Here is an 18,010-nt window from a genome sequence, read left to right on the forward strand (position 1 = left end):
GTCAGGATAAAAGCGCCCCTGCGGCAGCCAACTTCATGGCGAGCCAGATACTTTGACTTGCGTTATTGGTTGGTAAATTTGTAAGGCGTCCAGCACAGGTTGTGGCTGAAAGTTGTCTGGGTGTTTTGCCGTTACCACAATGCCAAGGTGTAACTAAGGATCAGGCGTGTTTCATCCAGGTCATTACCAAAGTTTGACCTGACGGTTGCGTTTCTGACTTTCAGTCCGACGTTTTTCAGCGAGCCCGACTGTATGACATAACCAATGTCGGTGTTGCGCTCCCACTCTTTACCGGTGTTGTTGCCGGCGACCAACGCGTTGTCTCCCTGGACATAACGACTCATGAACGTCAGCCCCGGGAGGCCCAGCGCGGCGAAGTTGTAGTCATAGCGCAGCTGCCAGGAGCGTTCCTGGGTATTGGCGAAGTCATTGATCTGGACGAAGTTGACCAGGTACGGATCGCTATTGGCAATGTAGGGGAAGGGGTCGTCACCGCTCATGCGTTGATAGGCTGCGGTGAATACGTTGGAGCCCAGGGTGTAGGCCACCAGGCCGTTCGCTGCCCGGTTATCGAGGGGGCGAAAGTTGCCGTCGTCGGTGCTTTTCGAATAGCGCAGGTCGAACTTCAGCGACTGTTGCTCGGCGAGGGGGATCTCGTAGACCACGCCGCCAAAGTACTGCCGATAGACGTTTTCCAGGTTGCCGTAGTACAGGCTGGTGCTCAGGGCCTTGTTGAAACTGTAGGTGCCGCCGGCAAAGCGAAAGTCATCGCTGACGCCGCCAATGCGGTTACCCGTGAAGTCTTGATAATTTGAAGAACTGTTGAACTTGATTTGCTCCAGCTTGCCGCCTTGCAACATGAGCTTGTCGATGTCCTTCGACGTCAGCAGTGCGCCTTCGAACGTCGACGGCAGTAAGCGCGTGTCATTGCTCGAGACCACGGGCGTACGGAAGGCGAGTGAACCGACCTTCAGAATGGTTTCCGATACCTTCGCCTTGGCCGTCAGCTCGAGTTTGGAGTATTCGTCCTGTGAGCCTCGGCCGTTTTTCGAACCAAGGTCCGCCGGCAGCAGGCCCGTGCCGCCGGAACCATCACCGCCGTCAAGCTTGATACCGAGCATGCCGACAGCGTCGACGCCCAGGCCCAGAGTACCTGCGGTATAACCCGACTCGAATCGCAACATGGCTCCCTGCGCCCACTCCGCCGCAGAGTCACGTTGGGTGGTGGGCGGTCCGTTACGAAAGTCACGGTTGAAGTAGAAGTTGCGCAGTTCAACGCTAGCCTTGCTGTCGGCAATAAAATCTGCAGATGCCGGAAATGGGAAAACCAACGCGCAAGTACCCGCGACAGCGAAAGTCGTTTTGATCAACATGCTCTTTATGCTCCAGATAACGGCAGATTTATTGGTTGAGTTTTTATCGTTATTTTGAATGCGCAGTTACATCTACAGTTTTCTGCAGGCAGCACGCGGCAACGGAGTTATTACCCCGTTGTGCGTACTACCGGCGAAAAGAAGAGTGTTTAAATCAATTAATGGTCTTGATGCGGCCAATCACGGAGCCGGCTTCAAAATAGTCACCGGCCTGTTTGGCGATCTGCACCTGACCTTCACAAGGTGCCAGGACCGAGGTTTCCATTTTCATGGCTTCTACAACCGCGATCACTTGCCCGACGCTCACCGACTCGCCGTCTTCGACGACCCAGGTATGCAGATTCCCCGCTACGGGTGTCAGTACCGCCTGAGGATCAGAGACCTCGGAGGCGGCCGTGCTTTCGCTGACGGTGTCCGCTGCGTTCAGGCTGACGCCTCGCAGCAGCGCAGCCGGAAGGCCGAGTTCGTGGCGCTTGCCGTCGATCTCGACAAACGTGCGCAGGATGCCAGGGTCGGCCGATACAACGGCACGGGGGGCGAGAGTGATCTGTTCGGCGAAATCGGTCTCGATCCAGCGCGTGTGTACGGCGAATTTATCGGTACCGGTGAAGTCGTCATGGTCCATCACGGCTCGGTGGAACGGCAGCACCGAGGCGATGCCCTCAATGTTGAACTCAGCCAGCGCGCGCCGGGCGCGGACGATGGCCTGTTCGCGGGTGGCGCCGGTGACGATCAGTTTGGCCATCATCGAATCGAAGGTACTGGGCACTCGCGAGCCGCTTATCACGCCGCTGTCCAGACGCACACCCGGGCCAGACGGTGGCAGGAAATCAGTAATCTGACCGGGGGTGGGCAGGAAGCCCTTGCCCGGGTCTTCCGCGTTGATGCGAAATTCGAAGCTGTGGCCACGCGGGGTCGGCGTCTCACTGAAGGACAACGGGAAACCGTCGGCGATCCGCAGTTGTTCGATCACCAGATCGACCCCAGTGGTCTCTTCGGTCACCGGGTGCTCGACCTGCAAACGGGTATTGACCTCAAGGAACGACAGGGTGCCATCCTGGCTCAGCAGGAACTCCACCGTGCCGGCACCGACATAGCCGGCTTTGGCGCAGATATCCTGAGCAGATTGATGAATACGCTGGCGCTGTTCGTCGCTGATAAAGGGCGCTGGCGCTTCCTCCACCAGCTTCTGATTGCGCCGCTGCAAGGAGCAGTCCCGCGTGCCGACGACGACGACCTTGCCGTGCTTGTCGGCAAGGATCTGCGCTTCGATGTGCCGAGGACGGTCGAGGAACTGTTCGACATAGCATTCGCCACGACCAAAGGCTGCTTCCGCTTCGCGCACGGCGGAGGCGAACAATTCAGCCACTTCATCCATGCGCCAGGCGACTTTCATGCCGCGTCCGCCGCCGCCAAAGGCCGCCTTGATGGCAATTGGCAGGCCATGCTGTTCGGCAAAGGCCAGTACTTCGGCGGCGCTTTCGACCGGGCCAGGCGTACCGGCCACCAGAGGCGCACCGACCAGTTGGGCAATTTTCCGCGCCTCGACCTTGTCGCCGAGCACGTCGATGGTCTCCGGGTTGGGACCGACCCAGATCAACCCTGCGTCGATCACCGCCCGGGCGAAGTCGGCCCGTTCAGACAAAAAACCATAGCCGGGGTGCACGGCATCGGCGCCGCTGCGTTTGGCGACGGCGATCAGTTTGCCGATATCCAGGTAGGTCTCGGCCGGGCGCTGGCCATTCAGTGAGTAGGCTTCGTCGGCTTGGCGCACATGCAGGGCGTCGATGTCCGCGTCGGCATAGACCGCGACAGACTGCACGCCGTAGTCGCGGCAGGCGCGGGCGATGCGGACGGCAATTTCACCACGGTTGGCAATCAGTAATTTTTTCATGGAAGTTTTTTCACATCGGCAGTTGAAGAAGAGGCTTCCGTAATGGCTTGAATCTCTTTGAAGCCGTCCAAAGGGTTGAAGCGAATCTGCGCATTGACAGGTATCTGGCCAGCCAGGTCGAGATGGTAGCTGGCGACTGCGGCGATCACCGGATAGCCACCGGTCAACGGGTGATCGGCGAGAAACAGAACCGGTTGGCCGCTGGCCGGAACCTGAATGGCTCCGACGGAAGTGCCTTCGCTGGGCAACTCTTGGTGGTTGGTGCGCTCCAGCGGGGTTTCACCGGCCAGACGAATACCGACGCGGTTGGACTGTGAGGTGACGCGCCAGAGTTGGCTGCTCAGGCGCTGGATAGCTTCTTCGGTAAACCAGTCGGTGCGCGGCCCCATCACCACGTCAAGGGTGACGATGTTTGCCGCCGTCGGTAGTTCAAAGGCCGGGGCTTCGTTCAGCGATACGCTGGTGCCGGTGGTCAGTGTGGCAAAGCCCAGTCGGTCGCCGACGGCGAGCGCCGGGGGGCCAACCTGGGCCAGTGTGTCTGTGGACAGGCTGCCGAGCACCGGCGTGACCTCAAAGCCGCCTCGAATCGCCAGGTAGCTGCGCAGCCCCGCCAGCGGTGAGCCCAGGCTGACACGGTCACCCACATCCAGCTCGATGGGCTGGTAGTTGCCTGCCTGCCATTGCAGGCCACTCGCGTTGGTGATGGTGACCGGGGTTTGCGCACCGGTGACGGCGATCATGGCACGGCCATGGCAAACGAAGCTCAGGCCGCCGAGTACCGATTCCACACAGGCCATGTCCGAGCGGTTGCCGACCGCGCGGTTGGCTGCCCGCAGGGCGCCCAGGTCCAGCGCGCCGGAACGGGATACGCCTTGGCCGGTCTGGCCGGGACGGCCCATATCCTGCAGTACGCTGTGCAAACCAGGGGTCATGATTTCCAGATAGGCACCGGTGGGCGTAGCGGCACTTGCCGGTACCGAGGGGGCAGGCAGGCCGCCCGCCGGGAGCGGGCCAGCATCGGTGAACCGCACTTTATAGCCTGGGCGCAGCAAGGCCGATTCAGCGCGGTTCAGGTCCCACATTTGCAAAGGCGTTACGCCGATGATCTGCCAACCACCGGGGCTGGCTTGCGGATAAACACCGCTGAATTCCCCCGCCAGAGCAACCGCACCTGCGGGTATGCGGGTGCGTGGCGTTTGTCTGCGAGGCACCTGGAAATCGGCACCGCCGGTGAGGTAGGCGAAGCCCGGAGCGAATCCGCAAAAGGCCACGCTGTAGTCCTGGGCGGTGTGGCGTCGGACCACTTCGGCGCGGCTGATCCCCAGCAGCGTGGCGACCTCGTCGAGGTCTTCACCATTGTAGTGGACGGGAATTTCCACCCGGCGATGCTCGATCGCGCGGCGCTGGCTCAGGTCCTGGCCAGCGATACAATCAACGAGCGCCTGCTGCGTAATGGCGCTGGGGCGAAACTGGATCAGCAGGGTCCGTGCGGCAGGAATGATTTCTTCCACGCCCGCAATAGACTCCGCGATCAGGGCGTCGAACAACGCCAGGGTCTCGTCCAGGTCTTTCAATTCGACGAGCAGGGCGTCCAGGTTGACCGGTAGAAAGCGCACGGGAGACTCCTAGACGTGGTAAGTGCTGTCGGGCACATCGGTGATGAACATGTGGCCGGGCGCATGCGTGATCGCAAAGGGCACACCCGAAGCCGCTACCGCAGCCTGTGGCGTCACACCGCAGGCCCAGAAAACTGGGACCTCGCCAGGCTCAATGCGCACGGCGTCGCCAAAATCGGGTCGGCTCAGGTCCTGTATGCCCAGCAGCGCAGGCTCACCGATGTGCACCGGGGCGCCGTGGACGGAGGGATAACGCCCGGAGATTCCACTGGCCTCTGCCACGCGATCGGGCGGGATCGGGCGCATGGACACGACCATTTCACCCTGAAGGCGTCCCGCCGGACGGCAGGCGCGATTGGTGCGGTACATGGGCACGTTGCAGCCATCTGCGATATGCCGCACTTCGATGCCCGCTTCTTGCAAGGCGGTTTCAAAGGTAAAGCTGCAACCAATCAAAAACGCCACCATATCGTCGTGCTCAGCCCAGGCTTGGGTGGCGTCGCTGACTTCCTCGACCATTTTTCCGTCCCTCCAGATGCGATACAGGGGGATATCGGTGCGCAGGTCTGCGCCTTCAGCCAGCACTGTTCTCGGACTGCCCGCATCGCTGACGTCGAGGACCGGACAAGCTTTCGGATTGCGCTGGGCGTATAGCAGAAAGTCGTAGGCCCATTCGCGCGGCAAGGCGATCAGGTTGGCCTGGGTCATGCCCGGGGCGATACCGGCTGTGGGGGTTACCAGTCCGCCACGATAGGTTTTGCGTGCTTCCCGGGCGGCGGCAATGGCCGACTGGCGGGCGCGGGCGAAGGCATTCATGGACGATCTCCTGCAAAAGGTCGCAGGGACAGGTTGGCGTGCTCGAGGACTCGGCGCAGTTCGCGAGCCATTTCCACGGCAGCGGGGCTGTCGCCATGAACACAGATTGAGTCAGCCTGGATTCGGGTTCGACTGCCATCAATGGCCTCGATGGTGCCGTCTTCGACCAGGCGAAGCATGCGTTGGGCCACTAGCTGGGGATCGTGCAACACAGCCCCCGGCTCGCGTCGTGAAACCAGGGTGCCTTGCGGTGTATAGGCACGGTCGGCGAAGGCCTCCGCGACACACTGCAAGCCCTCGTTACGCGCCAACTCAATCAGCTCGGAGCCGGCCAAAGCCACCAGTATCAGCGTGGGGTCGATGGCGCGGATAGCGGCGATCACCGCCAGCGCCTGGCGGCGGTCGTGGGCGATGGTGTTGTACAGGGCGCCGTGGGGCTTCACATAGCGCACCGAGGTGCCCGCGGCCTTGGCCAGGCTTTGCAGCGCGCCGATCTGGTAGATCACGTCGGCAGTCAACTCATCGCTGGCCAGGTCCATGTTTCGTCGGCCAAAGCCCACTTTGTCCGGGTACGCGACATGGGCGCCAATGGTGACGTTTTTGGCTGCTGCGGCTTTCAGTGTCCGCAGGATGCCCGCCGGGTCTCCGGCATGAAAACCGCAGGCGACATTGGCGCTGGTCACGATATCGAGCATCGCGTCATCGTCGCCCATGCTCCAGGCGCCGAAGCTTTCGCCCAGGTCGCTATTGATATCTATCGTTGGCATTCACGTGACTCCTTATTCGTTATCAGGCTCAGACGACGTTGAGGAAGGCAAAGATCGGCCCGACGGATTTGATTGCCATGTACCAGGTCAGCATGCAGGTCAGGGCGCCCAGCACCAAGAGCCAGCGTGGGTAATGGTAACCGTCCATGAGGTCGGATCGGCGCCAGCCGACGTAGATGAAGATGCTCAGGCCGATTGGCAATATCAGGCCGTTGAAACCGCCTGCGAAGAGCAGCAGTGCGGCAGGAGCCGTACCCATCAGGACAAAGATCAGCAGCGATAGGGCGATGAACACTGTGGTGGCGCGGTTGCGCCCCTGCTCAGTGATGTTCGGCTTGAACACGGTGATAAAGGAGATGGAGGTGTAAGCGGCGCCGATCACGCTGGTGATACTGGCGGCCCAGAGGATGAGACCGAAGACGCGCAGGCCGATCTGCCCGGCCGCTGCCTGGAAGGCTTGTGCGGCCGGATTGGCGCCTTGACCCGAGGTGTCGATGATTACGCCGCTGGCAACCACGCCGAGGATGGCGAGAAACAGGATGTAGCGCATGAGGCCGGTGACCAGGATGCCGCTCAGGGCTGCTTTGGTCACTGCCTGGAGATTTTCAACCCCGGTAGTGCCGCGATCCAGCAGTTTGTGAGCCCCCGCATAGGTGATGTAACCACCCACCGTACCTCCGACAATGGTGGTAATGGTGGCGAAGTTGATCTGGTCCGGAAGAACGGTCTGGTAGAGGGCTTCACCCAGTGGCGGGTTAGAGGCAAAGGCTACGAACAGCGTCAGGCCAATCATCACCAGGCCCAGCACGACGATCAGCCGGTCGACCGCCAATCCGGCGCGGTGGGAGAGGAAGATGCCGATGGCCAGCAGGGCGCTCAGACTGCCGCCCCATTTTGCATCAAGCCCCAGCAGCGCGTTCAGACCCAGCCCGGCACCGGCGATGTTGCCGACGTTGAATACCAGCCCGCCGAAGATCACCAGCACCGCTAGCAGGTAACCACTGCCTGGAATCGCTTTGTTGGCCACATCTGCGGCACGCATTCGGGTCAGGGAGACGATACGCCATACGTTAAGTTGAACCACGAAGTCGATCAGAATCGACGCCAGGATACCGAACGCAAATGCCGCCCCCATCTTGGCTGTGAACGTGGCGGTCTGGGTGATGAATCCAGGACCGATGGCAGAAGTCGCCATCATGAAAATCGCGGCGATCAAAGAAGCGCGCCGAGCTTTTGTAAACTCTTGAGTGGTCTGTGTCACGGCATCCACGGCATCATTCCTACGGTGAGAGATACCTTGACAGAGCAATGAGCATGCCAAGAGTCAAGCAAACACCACGCAATGTAGGTAGATCAATGCTTCTTTGTTGAACAATCCAATTCTGATGGTTGAGCTATCGGCACCAAATTGTTACCTCGCCCTATAAAAGTGCTACTTAATGAAGCGCACTACACGTTTCGTCCTTGTGCCATGCACTGAGCTCTGATGGAATAATGGAGCGGTTTTTCTCACCCTGGATTTTTTATGAATGACGCCTCTCCCGCTCTTCCTCGAACACTGGGAGAATCCATCACCCAAGAAATACGCAGAATGCTGGTCGAGGGTGAGCTCGTGCCCGGCCAACGCCTTTCAGAAGCCGCACTGGCCGAAAACCTGGACATTTCGCGGAACACCTTGAGAGAGGCATTCAGAGTCCTGACGCGTGAAGGGTTGCTCAAACACGAACCCAACCGTGGCGTAACAGTTGCGGAGCCTGACATGTCGTCGATTATCGACATCTACAGGGTGCGCCGTTTCATCGAATGCAAGGCGATCGCCCAAGGTTACCCCCAACACCCAGGCACCCTGCACATGCAAGAGGCGGTCGAATTAGGCGTCCGCGCGCGCGAAGCGAAAGACTGGGTAGCGGTCGGCACTGCTAACATGATGTTCCACAAATCAATCGTCGAACTGGCCGACAGTCCACGCCTGCTCGTTTTTTATGGGCAGATATCGGCTGAATTGCGGCTGGCCTTTGGACTGCTCAACGATCCCCAATTCCTGCATTTGCCGTTTCTCGATATGAATGCTTCGATACTTCGATGCGTTGAGGAAGGCCGCTCGGACGAGGCGACTATTATGCTGGATGCCTACCTGGTCCAATCGGAGCGAACTGTCTTGGCAGCCTATGAGCGCAGCAGGAACCGATAGTCGACTTGATGTGCGGTGCAGGTAGGCCTGAAACACCTGTATTCACTGGGTTTCAGGCACAAAAAAAGACGTCCGTGGACGTCTTTTTTTGTTGAAGTGGTGGAGCCGGGGGGATTTGAACCCCCGTCCGCCAGTACTCCGCTGTCGGTACTACATGCGTAGCCGTGTCTATTAAGTTAACCCTCAGCGACCCGACGGGCAGGGTGCTTTGGGCGAGTTGTGTAAGTTTTAGCCGCTTCGTCCACAACGTACTGCACGGCGATTCTGTTCTATATGACAATCACTTTGGGTTTACAGACATCCCCTGATGATTGCTGGACCCGAAGGTACCAGAAGGGAAGGGCTAAGGCTGCTTACGCAGCGAGAGCGTATTCCCCGTAGGTTTCGTCATTGGCAACTATAGAAAGTTGCAACAGTGGATTTACGAGTTCTGTTACCAACTCGGCATGCACCTAAAGTTTCGCAACCGGCGTCGAATCCTAAACGGCCCCGAGCCTGCTGCTCCGTGAATCCAAGTGAGCAACAAGCCTGTGCAGTGTACGCCAACGCGGCTCAGAAGGCCAACCCGCGTTGGCCACCAGCGATTATGGATTGGGTTCATTGCGCAGTTTGTCAGCGAGTGCCGATGCCTGGGTGGCCTCGGTGACGCATTTTTTGTCGTCCCCGGAAGCCTGGGACGCTTCGGCGCTGGACATCAGTCTTTTGATCTCCATCGCGGTGTTGCTGGAGCTCGCCGGCAGTGAGTTCACTTTGCTTTTGAGCTCTTGAAGCTTGCTCGTGCAGAGGTTGTTGTCCGCGGCAAAGACGGGGGAGGCCAACATAGCAGCAGAAATGAACAGACCAGCGAGTGCGGTACGTTTCATGGATATCTCCTTGAACTGATGGTCTCGGTGCTGCCGTATGAGCGTGCGGCTCGGCCGAGGTCGGAAAATAAGCCACGATTGATGAGGCCTACTTAAAAGACTACGGCACTGCGCAGGAATTCGGTTCTTGCAAAAAAGGCTATGGAAAAACTTTTTGATAGAACCAGACCCCAGTTGCACCAAAACCCGCACTTGGCGGGTTTTGGTGTGTTCATTGGGGTGACGCTGGGAGCAGCAGAATGGGGCTAGGGTTTGCCGCCGTCACTGGTCTTCTGAATGGACTGAATGGTTTTGGTGGTCTCGGCGACGCAATCATCAGTCCCTTCCTTGGTGCCTTTTGCATGATCAGCTTTGGCTTTCTTGACGCTGTCCATGACCTGTTCAGTCATATCCGGAGGAATCTGTGTCTTGGCATTTTCGATGGTTTTCAAGTTGACCGCGCAGAGGTCTTCCGCGGCAAACGACGGGGACGCCATCAGCGAGACAGTAACGAACAGACCTAACAGTACAGAACGTTTCATGAGTATCTCCTTGAACTGAGGTGCCAGGCATTTGCTGGCCATCAGGACGGGCTGCCAAGTTTGGGTAAGGCCCGGCAATGGCCGGGCTTAACCAGTGGACTACGACCGTGCGTCAGGGTTCTATTTTTCTTCAGAGGACCCTCGCCCTAGTGACTCGGTCCACCAGATAGACCAGCCCGTGGTAGTCAATTCCCCCGTGTTGCGTCAGACCGATCTCACAGGTGCGGCTGGTGGAAATCCCTTCGCTGCACTGTTGCACCGCATCCTTGAGCGTGCGCAGTGAATGGGCGTTCAGCTCCGGCGTGGTAAAGCCCTTGTCGCCGGCAAATCCACAGCAGTGAATGCCCTCGGGAATGACCACGTTCTTGCTGCATTTACGCGCCAGATCAATCAGCGCCTGGCTCTCTCCCAAGTGTTGAGTGCTGCACGTGACGTGCACGGCGATGGGCGCTTCCTGTGGCGTGAATTCAAGCCGGTCCATCAAATGCGTACGGATGAAACGCACCGGATCGTACAGGTCCAGTCGAACATCACCCAAGTCCTGAACCAGGCGCAGCGTGCAAGGGCTGGTGTCGCAGTAGATCGGGTCGAGCCCGCCACGGCTGGCGTGCAGCAACGCGCCGATCAGTTCCTGGCGTTTGTGTTCGGCTTGCTCGGCGTAACCCTTGGAGGCGAACGGCTGACCGCAGCAGAGGCTGTCCTGATTGTCCGGAAAGACGACCTGGTAACCGGCTTTTTCCAGCAGGCCACGGGTTTTGTCGTACAGCGACATTTGTTCTTTATCACCCGCCGCAGGCCCCATCACCCGCGAGACGCAGGCGGCCAGGTACACCACTCGCGGACGCGCATCCGTCACGGTCGGGCTGAAGCGAATGGCCTTTTCCGGCTGCGGCATGGCGTTGGTCCATTGCGGGACCTGACCTTTGGACAGCTTCGTCAGCGTCGCCGAAAGTTTCGCCAGGCGTGGCGCCCCCAGCAGCATCCGCGCACCGTTAGCCACATGCAGGGTGAAACGCGCGCCTTGCAACGCGGTGGCGAAATTGCCTTCAAGCCAATTAGCAGTTTTCGTATGCGTTGCGTTACGGCTGCGGAGCTTTTTCACCAGCTCGCCGGTGTTGATTCCTACAGGACAACGCTGGGCGCACAAACCGGTGGCGGCGCAGGTGTCGATGCCCTGGTATTCATAAGCGGCTTCGAGTTCAGTGGTGTCCACGCCGGCGCGTTTTTTAGCCTGAATGTCCCGCCAGATCACGATGCGCTGGCGCGGGCTCAGGGTCAGGCCCTTCGACGGGCAAACCGGTTCGCAGAAACCGCACTCGATGCACTTGTCCACAATCTCGTCGGCGGCCGGCAGCGGTTTCAGGTTTTTCAGGTGGATCTGCGGATCGTCGCTGAGCACTACGTCGGGATTGAGAATGCCATTCGGGTCGAGCAGGCGCTTGAGCTGCCACATCAACTGGTAGGCATCGCTACCCCATTCCAGTTCGACGAAGGGCGCCATATTGCGGCCGGTGCCGTGCTCGGCCTTCAGCGAACCGCCGAATTCCACGGCGACCAACTGCGCGACGTCATCCATGAACGCCTGATAGCGTGCGACTTCTTCCGGGTTGTTGAAGCCCTGGGTGAAGACAAAGTGCAGATTGCCTTCCAGGGCGTGTCCGAAAAGAATCGCTTCGTCGTAGTGATGTTTGTCGAACAGCTCGATCAGACGGTTTACGCCGATGGCCAGTTGTTCCACCGGGAAGGTCACGTCTTCGATGATCACCGTGGTGCCGGTTTTGCGCACCGCACCGACGGCGGGAAAGGTGTCCTTGCGAATCGCCCACAGACGAGCGTTTTCGACGGGGTCTTCGGTGAAGTCGACTTGTTTCTCCACCGGGAATGAGGCCAGCGACGCCATGATTTGCGTCAGTTGCTCGTGCAGCAAAGTGGACGACGCGGCGCGGGATTCGATCAGCAGGGCGCAGGCATTGTTCGACAGGTGCTGTACGAAAGCCGGCATGCCGGGTTTGTTCTGCACCGATCGCAGACTGCGGCGGTCCAGCAGTTCCACGGCCGACACCGGTTGGCTTTTCAGCACGGTCACGGCATTGCAGCAGGTTTCCACATCCGGGAACACGATCAGCGCCGAGGCCTTGTTCGGGTGGTCGATCACGGTGTCGTAAGTCACGGCGCTGATGAACCCGAGGGTGCCTTCGGAACCCACCAGCAAGTGGCTCAAGATATCCACAGGCTCGTCGAAATCCACCAGGGCGTTGAGTGACAGGCCGGTGGTATTTTTCAGGCGATATTTGTGGCGGATTTTTGCGGCCAATTCGGAATTGGCGCGGGTCTCGCGGCCCAGCGCCGCCAGACGATCAAGCAGTGCTGCGTGGCTCTGGCGAAATGCCGCGAGACTCGCCGCATCTTCGGTATCGAGGCGGCTGCCGTCGGCGAGCACCAGGCGAATACCGGCCAGCGTGTGATAGGTGTTTTGCGCCGTGCCGCAGCACATGCCGCTGGCATTGTTGGCGACAATGCCTCCGATTTTGCAGGCATTGATCGACGCCGGGTCCGGGCCGATCTTGCGTCCGAACGGTGCCAGCCAGGCATTGGCCTGTGCGCCGATCACGCCCGGTTGCAGGCGGATTTGCGTGCCCTGGCCGCGGATCTCCCGACCGTTCCAGTTATCCCCCAGCACGATCAGCACTGAATCGCTGATGGCCTGGCCGGACAGGCTGGTGCCGGCGGCGCGGAAGGTCACCGGGACTCGATCCCGTTGCGCCAGTCCGAGCAGCGCCACCACTTCGTCTTCGGATTCGACACGGATCACCAGTTTCGGAATCAACCGGTAGAAACTGGCGTCGGTGCCGAAGGCCAATGTCGACAGTGGATCGTCGAAACGTCGGTCTTCAGGGATGAGTTTCTGTGCATCTCGCAGGAAAGCCGCCGGTAGACTCATTGGTCCTCCAGAATCAAAACCACCAGGTCTTTCGGACCGTGAGCGCCGTAGGCCAGGACTTGCTCGATGTCGGCGGTCTTCGACGGGCCGGAGACCAGCAGTGCGTTGGTCGGCATGCCTTGCGCCCAGTTGAATTCCTGCTGCACCTGATAGAAGTTGTCGCGGATTTCACTGGCCTTGAGCAGGGCAAAATGCACCGGCGGCACCAGGCTCATCAAGCGCGGTTCTTCGCGTGTCGGCCAGACAATCAGACTGCCTGTGGCCGCGATTGCACCGAGGGTTCCGGTCAGGCTGGCGGGCGTGTCGTTGAACAGCTGGGCTTTCCATTCTTCGACCGGACGGTCGTAGGACTTGAGCGCTGGTAGCCCCGGATTTTTCTCCCAGTGCTGAGCGACACGTTGACCGTGAGGCGTCGTCGGCGCGATCAGCAGGCTCGGCAATTGGCGATCTCGAAGCAATTGTGCGAGCAGGGCGGGCCAGCCTTCGCCGGAGGTCAGATGGATTTCCGTGTGGACCGCTTCCATCAGTTTGCGCAATTGCGGAATGCGTTGCTCGGGCGCGTAGGTGTAGGGCGCTGTCACCAGTTCGACGTCGAATTCGTCCGGCACGGGCGTGGTGCCGGTCAGACTATTGCGTAACTTGGCGAGGATATTCTGTTTGGCGCTCATCGGCGGTCTCCCTGTTTGGCCAGATGCTCGCGGGCCATGTCGTGCAGTGAGCGGGCAGCGGGTTTCGGGGCGCTGTGGTTTTGCGTCCACGGGCCAACGTTGCTCGGTGCGAGGGCGCGCAGTCGTGTAGCGAAAAAGCCGAACAGCCGGTACAGCGTCGGCGAGCTGTTGAGCTTCGCCCAGGCATTCCAGATAAAGCGTTCCTTGCGCGAATATTTGCTGCCCTGGCCGCGCATGACTTGATGCGGACTGTCCGGTGCTTTGACGTTCTCTTCCCGTAGGCGACGCAGCAAAGCGGGGATAGGAATTTTTACCGGGCACACTTCACCGCAAGCACCGCACAACGACGATGCGCTCGGATGGTCCGGGACATTCGCCAGGCCGACCATGTGCGGGGTGATGATTTTTCCGATCGGCCCAGGGTAAACCTCCCCATAGGCGTGGCCGCCGATTCGAGTGTAGACCGGGCAATGATTCATACAGGCGCCGCAGCGAATGCAGTTCAGGGTCTGGCGCAATTCACTGTCGGCAAAGGCCTGGCTGCGACCGTTGTCCAGCAGCACCAGATGCACTTCCTGCGGGCCATCGAGCTCATGGGCCTTGCGCGGGCCGGAGATCATGTTGACGTAGGTGGTGATGGGCTGGCCGAGCGCTGAGCGGGTCAGCAGCGACAACAGGGGCACCACGTCGCGCAGGTTTTCCACGACTTTTTCGATGCCGGTGACAGCGATGTGCACCGGCGGCACCGTAGTCGTCATGCGCCCGTTGCCTTCGTTTTCCACCAGCAGCAGGGTGCCGGTTTCGGCCACGGCGAAGTTGACGCCGGAGACGCCGATGTCCGCTTCGAAGAATTTCTGTCGCAAGACTTTGCGACCGATCTGAATGAGTTGGTCAACGTCCTTGGTGTACTCCACGCCAAGTTTGTCGTGGAACAAGGACGCGACCTGACCGGCATTCTTGTGGATCGCCGGCATAATAATGTGTGAAGGCTTCTCGTGGTCGAGCTGGACGATGTACTCGCCCATGTCCGATTCCAGGCATTCAATGCCCCGATCAGCGAGGAAATGGTTCATTTCCATTTCTTCGCTGACCATCGATTTGCCCTTGATCACTTGCCGCCCCTCGTGAGCGCGGATGATCGAGAGGACGATGCCATTGGCTTCGTCCACCGTTTCCGCCCAGTGCACTGTCACACCGTTGCGGGTCAGGTTCCGTTCAAGTTGCTCGAGCAGGTCGGGCAACTTCGATAACGCACGGGCGCGGACCGCATTGCCCAGTGCTCGTAGATGTTCTCTTTCGTGGGCATCGCTGAAGGACGCTGCCCGTTTTGTCATCAGTGAATCCATCGCAGTGCGAAAGTTGTTTCGCAACTGCTTGTCACCCAGCGCGGTGTGAGCGCGGGTGCGGAAATCTTCTTCTACGGCAACCGTAGGAATAATCGCGGAAGCGTTCATTGACCGCCTCCGGTTCGCTGCCAGAGGAAACTGGCCAGATGCTGACCGCGTAACGCTTCCTTCTGTTTCTCCAGCGAGCCGTTGATGTTCATCAGGCAACCGCAGTCGGCACTCAGTACCTTGTGCGCCCCGGATTCCTTCAACGACCGGGTCTTGTCAGCCACCATCGCGCCGGAAATGTCCGGCATACGGACGCTGAAAGTCCCACCAAAGCCACAGCATTCACTTTCATGGCTATGGTCGACACGTTCCACATTGCCCAGCTGCGCCAACAACTCGCGGCCGTGCAAGTGGGTGTTCATCTCACGACGTGCCGAGCACGAGGTGTGCAGCGCCACTTTTACCGGTTCGCCACTGTCCTTGAGCTGCACCTTGCAGACGAACAACAGAAACTCGGCCAACTCGTAAGTCCGGGCAGCCAGCGCCTGAACCTGTTTCAGTGTTTGCGGCTCGTCCTTGAACAAGTCGGCGTAGTGTTCGCGCAACATGCCGGCACACGATCCCGACGGCACTACCACTGGATAATCGCCAGCGAACAGCGCCAATTGCGAGCGTGCAACGGCCCGGGCCTGGTCGGTGTAACCAGAGGTGTAGGCCGGTTGCCCGCAACAGCTTTGCCCCTGCGGGTACTCGACACGGATGCCTTCGCGTTCCAACAGGTGAATCGCGTCCATTCCGGCTTCCGGGTAGAACAAATCCACCACGCAGGTCCCGAACAGGTAGACCCGTGACGGTTTTTCGCCGGGGTATTGCCGAGGCTCGGGCAGTGGCGGGGCGACGCGTGTTGCGTTCGGCACGGCGTTGTAAAAAAGCTCGCTCATCAGGCGTGTCTCCGGGTGGGCCCGGTTATCCGTCCGCTGAGGCTGCTGAATATAGTGAGTGATGCTTTCAGCAGCCTTACAGACCGGGTTGTGAATAGCTGACGCCGGAATCGTGGTCCGGCGTCGGTTTTTGCGTTTTTTCTCGTAGTACTTAGTGCACCAGCATGCCGGTGAACCAGTAGGCCTGAGCCAACGTGATCAAGCCGACGATTGTTGCAAAGAACAGACTGTGCTTGAGGGTGAAGCGGAACAGATCCGACTCCTTGCCCACCAGCCCGGTCGCGGCGCAGGCCACGGCGATCGATTGTGGCGAGATCATCTTGCCGGTGACGCCGCCGCTGGTGTTTGCCGCGACCAGCAAGGTGTCGTTGACGCCGATCTGGTGTGCGGTAGTCGCCTGCAACGAACTGAACAGCGCGTTGGACGAGGTATCGGAACCGGTGAGGAACACGCCCAGCCAGCCGAGGAACGGCGAGAAGAACGGGAACGCCGCGCCGGTGCCTGCCAGTACCAGTGCCATGGTCGAGGACATGCCCGAGTAGTTGGTGACGAAAGCAAACGCCAGCACCATACCGATGGACAGAATCGGCCAGCGCAGCTCGTAGAACGTCTCTCTAAAAGTGGTCAGACCAGTTTTGAGATTGATTTTCAGCACCAGCATCGAGATCAGCGCGGAGAAGAAAATCGCCGTGCCGGTCGCGGAAATCGGATCAAGTTTGAACACGGCCGGAATGGCGGTTGGCGCGGTCACGATCGGGGCGACCTTGATCACCATTTGATCGAGGTGCGGGATTGCGAAGTTGAACACCCAGCCGTACATCGAACCGCCAGCGGCAAACATCGCCTTGAACGGCTTCAGGGTCCAGATGGTGACCAGTACGGTGAGGATCAGGAACGGCGACCAGGCCTTGAAAATTTCACCCAGGCTGTAAGGCGAAGCCACGGTTGTGCGCGGCTGGCCGAAACCGCCGGCGCTGGCAGTCACAACGGAGGCCGAGACCGCGCCTGCGATGTGTTGGCCTGCAGCGCGTTTTGGCTGCCAGACTTTCAGGAACAGCGTCAGGGAGATCAGGCTGGCCAAGGCCGAGGTGATGTCCGGCAACTCAGGGCCGATGAAGTTCGACGTGAAGTATTGGGTGATGGCAAAGCTCAAGCCGGCCACCAGCGCTGCCGGCCAGGTTTCCCGCACGCCGCGCAGGCCATCCATCATGAACACCAGCCAGAACGGCACGAACAGCGACAGCAGCGGCAATTGGCGGCCGGTCATGGCGCCGATCTTGAACGCATCGATACCAGTCACTTGCCCGGCCACGATGATTGGAATCCCCAGGGCACCAAACGCCACCGGCGCGGTGTTGGCGATCAGGCACAGGCCTGCGGCGTACAGCGGATTGAAGCCCAGTCCTACAAGCAGTGCGGCAGTAATCGCTACCGGTGCGCCGAAACCGGCTGCACCTTCAAGGAACGCACCGAAGCAGAAACCGATCAGCAACACCTGCAAGCGCTGGTCGTCGGTGATCGACAGGACGGAGCTGCGAATCACCTCGAACTGACCGCTCTTGACCGTCAGCTTGTAGAGGAAAACCGCTGCCACGATGATCCACGCAATCGGCCACAAGCCGTAAGCGAAGCCATACCCGGCGGCGGCGAATGCCATGTCGACCGGCATCTGGAAAGCGAAAATGGCCACGGCGATGGACAAGGCCAGCGTGATGCTGCCCGCCACGTGCCCTTTGAGCCGGAACACGGCCAACGCCAGAAAGAAAAACACGATGGGAATGACGGCCGCGAGCGCGGAAAAGCCGAGGCTGCCGAGCGGGGTATAGAGCTGTTGCCAGGTTTGCATATGGGGTGGCCCCTAATTGTTGTTGGTCATGCACTGTCAGCGTTCTTGGTTAATTGGTAATACCAATTTACAATCGCTGTTCGCTAGGGTAAAAGCCTTGTGGGCGGTGTGTCAATTTGCCGCCCTAAAACTTTTGTCGAACACGCGCTGTGGTTTCCGAGTGATGCGCTCGAACAAATGCCGTCGGGTGGGTGCTGGCACAGCGCCGATAGGCCAGAATAGAGAGCCCGGCGAGCCGT

At 59.6% G+C, this 18,010-nt stretch carries 14 protein-coding genes and 1 other RNA gene; 1 reads left to right on the top strand and 14 read right to left on the bottom strand.

Features of this window, described 5'->3' with window-relative positions; genetic code table 11:
* Positions 1 to 131 precede the first annotated feature (131 nt).
* The 6 genes from ACM6IQ_RS16360 to ACM6IQ_RS16385 all read right to left on the bottom strand — a co-directional run bounded on the left by ACM6IQ_RS16360 (position 132) and on the right by ACM6IQ_RS16385 (position 7,727).
* A complete protein-coding gene (locus ACM6IQ_RS16360) occupies positions 132 to 1,373 on the bottom strand; it encodes an OprD family porin (RefSeq protein WP_017336441.1) in 1,242 nt (413 codons plus the stop codon).
* Positions 1,374 to 1,527: 154 nt separating this feature from the next.
* A complete protein-coding gene (locus ACM6IQ_RS16365; RefSeq protein ID WP_414879330.1) occupies positions 1,528 to 3,267 on the bottom strand; it encodes an acetyl/propionyl/methylcrotonyl-CoA carboxylase subunit alpha in 1,740 nt (579 codons plus the stop codon).
* Positions 3,264 to 4,883, bottom strand: a complete 1,620-nt coding sequence (locus tag ACM6IQ_RS16370; RefSeq protein WP_414879331.1) for a 5-oxoprolinase/urea amidolyase family protein — start codon at positions 4,881 to 4,883, stop codon at positions 3,264 to 3,266. Before ACM6IQ_RS16370 ends, ACM6IQ_RS16365 begins: the two co-directional genes overlap by 4 nt.
* Before the next feature lie 9 nt (positions 4,884 to 4,892).
* Positions 4,893 to 5,699 carry a putative hydro-lyase gene (locus ACM6IQ_RS16375; protein ID WP_017336444.1) on the bottom strand — a complete coding sequence of 269 codons (807 nt, stop codon included), beginning with the start codon at positions 5,697 to 5,699 and terminating at the stop codon, positions 4,893 to 4,895.
* Positions 5,696 to 6,466, bottom strand: coding sequence for a LamB/YcsF family protein (locus ACM6IQ_RS16380; RefSeq protein WP_414879332.1), 771 nt, complete (start codon positions 6,464 to 6,466; stop codon positions 5,696 to 5,698). The genes ACM6IQ_RS16375 and ACM6IQ_RS16380 overlap by 4 nt, the downstream gene beginning before the upstream one ends.
* Positions 6,467 to 6,494: 28 nt before the next feature.
* On the bottom strand, positions 6,495 to 7,727 hold the full coding sequence (locus tag ACM6IQ_RS16385) for an NRAMP family divalent metal transporter (RefSeq protein WP_031318365.1): 1,233 nt from the start codon (positions 7,725 to 7,727) through the stop codon (positions 6,495 to 6,497).
* Positions 7,728 to 7,991: 264 nt separating this feature from the next.
* Between ACM6IQ_RS16385 and ACM6IQ_RS16390 the strand changes: the two genes are divergently transcribed.
* Positions 7,992 to 8,657, top strand: a complete 666-nt coding sequence (locus ACM6IQ_RS16390) for a GntR family transcriptional regulator (RefSeq protein ID WP_080995107.1) — start codon at positions 7,992 to 7,994, stop codon at positions 8,655 to 8,657.
* Positions 8,658 to 8,754: 97 nt separating this feature from the next.
* On the opposite strand, the gene ssrA is transcribed toward ACM6IQ_RS16390, so the two are convergent.
* The 8 genes from ssrA to ACM6IQ_RS16430 all read right to left on the bottom strand — a co-directional run bounded on the left by ssrA (position 8,755) and on the right by ACM6IQ_RS16430 (position 17,771).
* Positions 8,755 to 9,148: a transfer-messenger RNA gene (ssrA, locus tag ACM6IQ_RS16395) on the bottom strand.
* 93 nt (positions 9,149 to 9,241) lie between these two features.
* Positions 9,242 to 9,520, bottom strand: coding sequence for a hypothetical protein (locus ACM6IQ_RS16400; protein ID WP_414879333.1), 279 nt, complete (start codon positions 9,518 to 9,520; stop codon positions 9,242 to 9,244).
* 245 nt (positions 9,521 to 9,765) lie between these two features.
* The gene (locus ACM6IQ_RS16405) at positions 9,766 to 10,041 is read right to left on the bottom strand and encodes a hypothetical protein (protein WP_414879334.1); all 276 of its coding nucleotides are present in this window, start codon (positions 10,039 to 10,041) and stop codon (positions 9,766 to 9,768) included.
* 130 nt (positions 10,042 to 10,171) lie between these two features.
* Complete coding sequence (locus tag ACM6IQ_RS16410; protein WP_414879335.1) at positions 10,172 to 12,982, bottom strand: FAD-binding and (Fe-S)-binding domain-containing protein; 2,811 nt, start codon at positions 12,980 to 12,982, stop codon at positions 10,172 to 10,174.
* Positions 12,979 to 13,650, bottom strand: coding sequence for a LutC/YkgG family protein (locus ACM6IQ_RS16415; protein ID WP_017336451.1), 672 nt, complete (start codon positions 13,648 to 13,650; stop codon positions 12,979 to 12,981). The genes ACM6IQ_RS16410 and ACM6IQ_RS16415 overlap by 4 nt, the downstream gene beginning before the upstream one ends.
* Positions 13,647 to 15,104, bottom strand: coding sequence for a LutB/LldF family L-lactate oxidation iron-sulfur protein (locus tag ACM6IQ_RS16420; RefSeq protein ID WP_017336452.1), 1,458 nt, complete (start codon positions 15,102 to 15,104; stop codon positions 13,647 to 13,649). The genes ACM6IQ_RS16415 and ACM6IQ_RS16420 overlap by 4 nt, the downstream gene beginning before the upstream one ends.
* Complete coding sequence (locus ACM6IQ_RS16425) at positions 15,101 to 15,925, bottom strand: (Fe-S)-binding protein (protein WP_017336453.1); 825 nt, start codon at positions 15,923 to 15,925, stop codon at positions 15,101 to 15,103. Before ACM6IQ_RS16425 ends, ACM6IQ_RS16420 begins: the two co-directional genes overlap by 4 nt.
* A 151-nt stretch (positions 15,926 to 16,076) precedes the next feature.
* Positions 16,077 to 17,771 carry a lactate permease LctP family transporter gene (locus tag ACM6IQ_RS16430; protein WP_017336454.1) on the bottom strand — a complete coding sequence of 565 codons (1,695 nt, stop codon included), beginning with the start codon at positions 17,769 to 17,771 and terminating at the stop codon, positions 16,077 to 16,079.
* Positions 17,772 to 18,010 lie beyond the last annotated feature (239 nt).

It is taken from the genome of Pseudomonas sp. IT-P100 (assembly GCF_949767185.1).
Taxonomy (GTDB): Bacteria; Pseudomonadota; Gammaproteobacteria; order Pseudomonadales; family Pseudomonadaceae; genus Aquipseudomonas; species Aquipseudomonas fluorescens_B.